The following is a 5,597-nucleotide window of genomic DNA, read 5'->3' on the forward strand; positions in this document are numbered from 1 at the left end:
CCGCTGCCCGGTCCCCCGACCGCCACCCTCCGCCCCCGGCGGACCCGCTCGGCGGTGCGGCTATCGTGCACGGGTGCACGAGGCGGCCCGGGACCCCGGGGCAGGGCACGTGAGGGGAGCTCCAGGTGATCGGACGGGCGCTGAACGGGCGTTACGAACTCGTCGGGATACTCGGCGTCGGCGGCATGGCGACCGTCTGGCGCGGGGTGGACCGGGTGCTGGGCCGTCAGGTGGCCGTCAAGGTCCTCAACGGCGGCCTCGCCGACGACCCCCGCTTCGCCGAGCGCTTCAGCCGCGAGGCCCAGCACGCGGCCATGCTGGTGCACCCGAGGATCGTCATGGTCTTCGACTCGGGCGTGGACCAGGGCACCCCGTTCATCGTCATGGAGCTGGTCACCGGGCGTTCGCTGGCCGCCCTGCTGGCGGAGCAGCAGGTCCTGCCGGTGGAGCGCGCGGTGGGCATCGCGGCGGCGGTCTGCGAGGCGCTGTCGGTCGCGCACGCGGCCGGGCTGGTGCACCGGGACATCAAGCCCGGGAACATCATGATCACCGACGACGGCGGGGTGAAGGTCGTCGACTTCGGCATCGCCCGGGCCGGTTCCTCCAGCAACCTGACCCAGACCGCGAGCGTGCTCGGTACGGCCGCCTACCTCTCGCCCGAGCAGGCCACCGCCTCGGCGCTGGACGGCCGGACGGACCTGTACGCGGTCGGCTGCGTGCTCACCGAGATGCTCACCGGCGCGACCCCGTTCACCGCCGAGACCCCGGTGGCGATCGCCTTCAAGCACGTCAGCGAGCAGCCGCTGCCGCCATCCGTCCGACGCCCCGGCCTGCCGCCCGCCCTGGACGCGGCGGTGCTGCGGCTGCTGGCCAAGAACCCGGCCGACCGCCCCGCCGACGCGGCCGCCGCCCGGGCCGAACTCCTCGGCACGGTACCGGGACTGATGGTCGGTGACCCGACGGCGGAGCTGCTCGCGAACACCGCGGGGGCCGCCACCCAGCTGCTGCCGCCCGTGCCCTTCTCCCCGCCGCCGAACCAGCCGGACCAGCAGCACACCACCCTGCTGCCGCCCCAACCCCCGGCCGCCACCTCGGTGATGGCGCCCGTCCCCGGCCCGGTCCCCGCCCCGATGCGCGCCCCGGTGCCCGCCCCCGCCGCCAGGCCCGGGCCCGCCCGCGGCCGCCGGAAGCCGCTGGTGCTCGGGGCGTTGGGCGTGGCGGGCCTGGCCGGCGTCACGGCGCTGGCCCTGACCGCCTTCGACGAACCGGCCGGCAACGCGGCCGCCGCCAAACCGGCCGCGGCCACCGCCCCCACCACCCCCGCGAGTTCGGCCGCGCCGCCCACCCAGAAGGCCTCCCCGACCGCGACCTCGGCGGCCCCCACCACCCCCTCGGCGCCCCCGTCCGCGCCCCCGGCCGCCACCCAGGCCGTCCCGCGCAACCAGCCCGCCGCGCTGCAGATCCAGGCCTTCCGCCAGGCCGTCGCCCAGGCCCAGGTCGGCAAGGAGCGGGACAAGCAGGCGGAGCTGCTCAAGATCCTCGACACCACCGCCGCCCGCCTCAACGAGGGCAACCCGGACGACGCCGCGCAGGAGCTCAAGGACGCCCAGAAGGTGATCCGGGACATGGGCAAGAAGCACGCCGTCGACGTCCCCACCTACGCCAACTGGAACGCCCGCCTCTCCGCCCTGTACGCCACCCTCCACACCACCGCCGACTTCCAGGACGACTGACGGGCCGCCACAATGGCGGCATGCTGACGATCGGTACCCTCGTCCTCGGCGTCTCCGACACCGCCCGCGCGGTCGCCTTCTGGACGGCCGCCCTCGACTACGTCCCGCGCGACGGCCTGGTCGAGGAGGACTGGACGGTTCTCGTCCCCGCCGGCGGCGGCCCCGGCGCCCACCTCGCCCTCGGCCGCAGCGAGTCGCCCGTCCAGGAGGAACCGCGCGTCCACCTCGACCTGTACGCCGGCGACGCCGCCGACCAGGCGGCCGAGGTCGAGCGGCTCGTCGCCCTCGGCGCCGAGCGCGTCGACTGGAAGCGCTACCCCGAGGACCCGGACTTCGTGGTCCTGGCCGACACCGAGGGCAATCGCTTCTGTGTGATCGACACCGGTCGCTCCTGAGCCCATAGAGTTGTCCACAGGCTGTGGACAACGCTGTGCGTCGACCCGTTCGTACGGCGGGTCGGCTCAGCTCCCGCGGATCCTGCGTTCGACGTTGCCGCGGATCGCCCGGGAGGCCGTTCCGGCGGCCGCCGCCAGGAAGACGAAGTTGTACCCGATCTGGAGCACCACCACGAGCCGGGCCGTCTGCCCGGCCGGGGTGATGTCGCCGTACCCCACCGTCGCCATCGTCACGACGGTGAAGTAGAGCGCGTCCAGCCGGGTCTCCAGTCCGGCGAACTCCGTCTTGTGGGCGCCCAGGACGTAGTACGTGGCCGCGAAGATGGTCAGCGCCAGGAAGATCAGGAAGGCCAGCCAGACCACCGGCTGCCTGGCCGTCCCCCGCATCACCCCGACGATCTTGGCGAGCATCAGCCAGGTCAGCCCGACCAGTGCTCCCACGAACACCAGCCAGCTCAGCAGCGGCCGACGCTCACCCAGCCACTGCAGCGGCAGCGTGAAGTACCCGAGCATCAACAGCGTGGACGCGCCCAGCAGCCAGGACCAGGCCCGCAGGTCGGCGGGCGGCGGCAGCGGGTTCTCGGACATCCCGCCCAGCCTCGGCCACCGCACCCTCCGGCGCCCGTCGGATTGCTCCGCTCAGGCCAAGCCCAAGCCCAAGCCCCAAGCCCCAAGCCCCAAGCCCAAGCCCCAAGCCCGAGCCCAAGCCTCAAGCCCAAGCCCGGTGCCTGAGCGGGCCGGCCCGCTCAGGCCGGGGCCCGGGTTCCCTCCTCGGACCGCCCCGGCTCGTCCAGCAGTTCCAGCGCCGCCAGGACGGCGACCAACCCGAGCGCCAGACAGAGCGTCACCAGCACCGTCGGGTAGCTCCAGAGCACGAAGGCCAGCGCCGCGAGCGCCACCGCCAGCCAGCCCAGCGGGGCCTTCCAGCGGTGGACGAACCGGCCGACCGGCCCGAGCCGCAGTCCGGCCCGTCCGGCCACCCGCCGTACGGCGCCCAGTCCGGCGCGCCAGCCGCCCCGGACGGTGCGCGCCCACCGGCCGGGGCCGATGACCCAGGCGCCGAGCGCGACCAGCAGGCCGAGGGTGACCACCACCCGGACGGCCGAGCGCAGGTACCGCACCAGGGTGTCGTACACCGCCTGGGCGGCGGCCTGGTCGACGTCGGCGGGGAGCCGGTCCAGGTAGACGGCCCGGAACACGCTCAGCCCGATGCCCAGCAGCAGCGCACCGCCCGCCATGCCGAGGGCCGTCGTCACCAGCGCCTGGCGCCGCCGGGTCGCGAGCAGCACCCCGCCGAGTGCGCAGGCGCCGGCCAGCACCGGGACCCAGAAGCCGGCCAGGTCCAGGACCCGCAGGGCGGTGCGGACCTTGGGGATGGCGTCGGACTGCACCAGCGGGTAGGAGGTGTGGATCTCCGGGATTCGGGAGGCCAGCGGGACGCCCTGGTCGACCAGCGTGGACTTCACCCGGGCGATCACCGGGGCGAGGTCCAGCACCACGGTGTCGTTGCGGATCTCGACGGCGCCGCCGCCCTGTCCGGTCACCATCTTCTCCAGGGCGGCGTGCGCGTTCCGGTTGACCTCCGTCCAGAGGGTGACGAAGGCGTCGCTGTCCACGAGCCGGGCGACCTGGGTGTGGACGAGGCCGCTGAGTCCGTCGGTCAGGGCCTGGCCGATGCCGCCCAGCAGGGCGCCGAGCTGGGGCCGGTCGGCCGGGGCGAGGCCGTCGAGCAGGGAGTCGAGCGGGAGCTGCTTCACGATCTCGGCGGTCACCCGGTCGGTGACGGCCGCCTTGATCCGGGGGTCCCTGGCCAGCGGGGCCATCGTGGCGAGGTAGCGGTCGGTGTCGCTGATCTGGGACCTCGCCCAGAAGGCGAGGGCGCTGAGCGGGGTGAGCACGCAGGCCAGCACGATCAGCAGGGCGGCGAAGAAGGAGCGCACCCGGTGCCGGGGAGGCGGACGGTCCGTCGGGTGCCGCGCCGGGCCGGTCGCCAACTGTCGGGCGAGCCGTGCCTCCTGGGCCTCGACGGCGCTCAGTCGGGCCCGCAGCTCGGCCAGCTCGTCGCCGGGCTGGTCGGTCGGCATGCCGGGACTCCGTTCCTCCGGGGGTGCAATCCAGGAGACAACGGATCAGATCGGACGGCCAGTCGGGAGGCGCGGTGGCGCGAACGGCCCCGCGGCCGGCCCCTGAGCGGGCCTGCGCACGGCCCGGGAAAGGCCCTGCGAACAGCGGAAAGCCCCTGGTGGGGTCACCAGGGGCTTTCCGGAGGAGAAGGGAGAATCAGGCGGTCGTCTCGGGCCGCTTGGTCTCGGTGGCCTTGGTCTCGGTGGCCTTGGTCACGTTGGTCGGCGTGACGGCCGGGCGGTCGGCGCTCTGCTGGGGAGCGGCGGTGCTCTGCGCGGTACCGGCGGCAGCGGCGTCCGCCGGGGTGTCGTCCTCGCGCATGGCCTTCGTCTCGGCCTTCAGGATGCGCATGGACTTGCCCAGACCGCGGGCCATCTCGGGCAGCTTCTTCGATCCGAACAGCAGGATGACGACCGCCAGCACCACGAGAATGTGCCAGGGCTCAAGACCGTTCCGCAGCATCCCTGGCCACCGGTCCCTTCTTGTCTAGAGTCGTGGCGGGCGCTAGCGCCCGTGTTGGCCAGTATGCCTGGCCCTGACGGAGAACGGATACACCAGCTGGGAAACGCTGGCCAAAAACCAGGTGCCGTTCGAGCGGATCGCGAGCGCCGCGCCGTCCACCTGGCCGAATGCGGGTGCCGAAGCTCACACCCGTCGACCGCGCCGGTCCGATCGGTATTCGATCAGTAGACGAACGGCACCAGACGCCTCGACACCCGGCGGTACTCCGCGTACTCGTTCCCGAAGGCGTCCAGCAGCAGCCGCTCCTCGGCGGAGATCCGCCAGCCGTACGCGGCGAGCAGCAGCGCCGCGACCACCAGGGCGGCGGCCCAGCCGCCGGTACCGACCGCGTAGCCGACCCAGACCAGCAGGCTGCCGGCGTAGCCGGGGTGCCGGATCAGCCGGTACGGGCCGCTGCGGACCACGCGTTGGGTGTCCACGGTGCGCAGGGTGCGGGTGTAGTAGCGGCCCAGGGTGCGCATGCCCCAGGCCCGCAGCGCCAGCCCGGCGGCGACCGCGGCCACCCCGAACCAGCGGGCCCAGGTGGGCGGTTCGCCGATCGCGGCGCGGTCGAACAGCAGCACGGCCAGGACGGAGAGGGCGTAGCACCCGAGCAGCAGCCGGGTCGACCCGCGGTCGCGGCGGTCGGAGTGCCAGCTGCCGGCGGCGGCGTCCTCGCGCCGGCGCAGCAGCAGCTCGTAGGCGATCCAGCAGAGGAGGCCGAGGAGGGAGAGGAGGGCGGGCAGGGACATGAGGGGCTCCCGGCGGTCGGATCCGAGGTGTGCCTCCACGGTCCTCCCGGCGGGCGGCCGGGGCACGCACCCGGGGGTGGACCCACCGCGGT

The 5,597-nt window shown here is 74.0% G+C and carries 6 protein-coding genes; 2 read left to right on the top strand and 4 right to left on the bottom strand.

All coding sequences use genetic code 11. From position 1 onward, the window contains the following. Window positions 1–125 precede the first annotated feature (125 nt). Window positions 126–1,733 (top strand): protein kinase, encoded by a 1,608-nt coding sequence (locus ACFU6K_RS29835; RefSeq protein ID WP_380668217.1) that lies wholly within the window; start codon window positions 126–128, stop codon window positions 1,731–1,733. A 20-nt stretch (window positions 1,734–1,753) separates the two neighbouring features. Then, window positions 1,754–2,128, top strand: coding sequence for a VOC family protein (locus ACFU6K_RS29840; protein ID WP_380668219.1), 375 nt, complete (start codon window positions 1,754–1,756; stop codon window positions 2,126–2,128). Between the two features lie 66 nt (window positions 2,129–2,194). Here ACFU6K_RS29840 and ACFU6K_RS29845 read toward each other — a convergent pair whose 3' ends face one another. From ACFU6K_RS29845 to ACFU6K_RS29860, 4 genes are all read right to left on the bottom strand, one after another. Then, window positions 2,195–2,716 (bottom strand): ion channel, encoded by a 522-nt coding sequence (locus ACFU6K_RS29845; protein ID WP_380668221.1) that lies wholly within the window; start codon window positions 2,714–2,716, stop codon window positions 2,195–2,197. A gap of 158 nt (window positions 2,717–2,874) precedes the next feature. Then, complete coding sequence (locus tag ACFU6K_RS29850) at window positions 2,875–4,212, bottom strand: hypothetical protein (protein WP_380668223.1); 1,338 nt, start codon at window positions 4,210–4,212, stop codon at window positions 2,875–2,877. A 196-nt stretch (window positions 4,213–4,408) separates the two neighbouring features. Next, complete coding sequence (gene tatA, locus ACFU6K_RS29855; RefSeq protein WP_380668225.1) at window positions 4,409–4,714, bottom strand: Sec-independent protein translocase subunit TatA; 306 nt, start codon at window positions 4,712–4,714, stop codon at window positions 4,409–4,411. 221 nt (window positions 4,715–4,935) lie between these two features. After that, the gene (locus ACFU6K_RS29860; RefSeq protein WP_380668227.1) at window positions 4,936–5,505 is read right to left on the bottom strand and encodes a methyltransferase family protein; all 570 of its coding nucleotides are present in this window, start codon (window positions 5,503–5,505) and stop codon (window positions 4,936–4,938) included. Between the last annotated feature and the right edge of the window lie 92 nt (window positions 5,506–5,597).

The sequence above is a fragment of the Kitasatospora sp. NPDC057512 genome, from assembly GCF_042802135.1.
In the GTDB taxonomy this organism is placed as follows: domain Bacteria; phylum Actinomycetota; class Actinomycetes; order Streptomycetales; family Streptomycetaceae; genus Kitasatospora.

Coding starts and splice junctions, on each gene's coding strand:
- ACFU6K_RS29850 (WP_380668223.1), bottom strand. CDS start 4,212: ATGCCGACCGACCAGCCCGGCGACGAGCTGGCCGAGCTGCGGGCCCGA.
- ACFU6K_RS29840 (WP_380668219.1), top strand. CDS start 1,754: ATGCTGACGATCGGTACCCTCGTCCTCGGCGTCTCCGACACCGCCCGC.
- ACFU6K_RS29845 (WP_380668221.1), bottom strand. CDS start 2,716: ATGTCCGAGAACCCGCTGCCGCCGCCCGCCGACCTGCGGGCCTGGTCC.
- tatA (WP_380668225.1), bottom strand. CDS start 4,714: ATGCTGCGGAACGGTCTTGAGCCCTGGCACATTCTCGTGGTGCTGGCG.
- ACFU6K_RS29860 (WP_380668227.1), bottom strand. CDS start 5,505: ATGTCCCTGCCCGCCCTCCTCTCCCTCCTCGGCCTCCTCTGCTGGATC.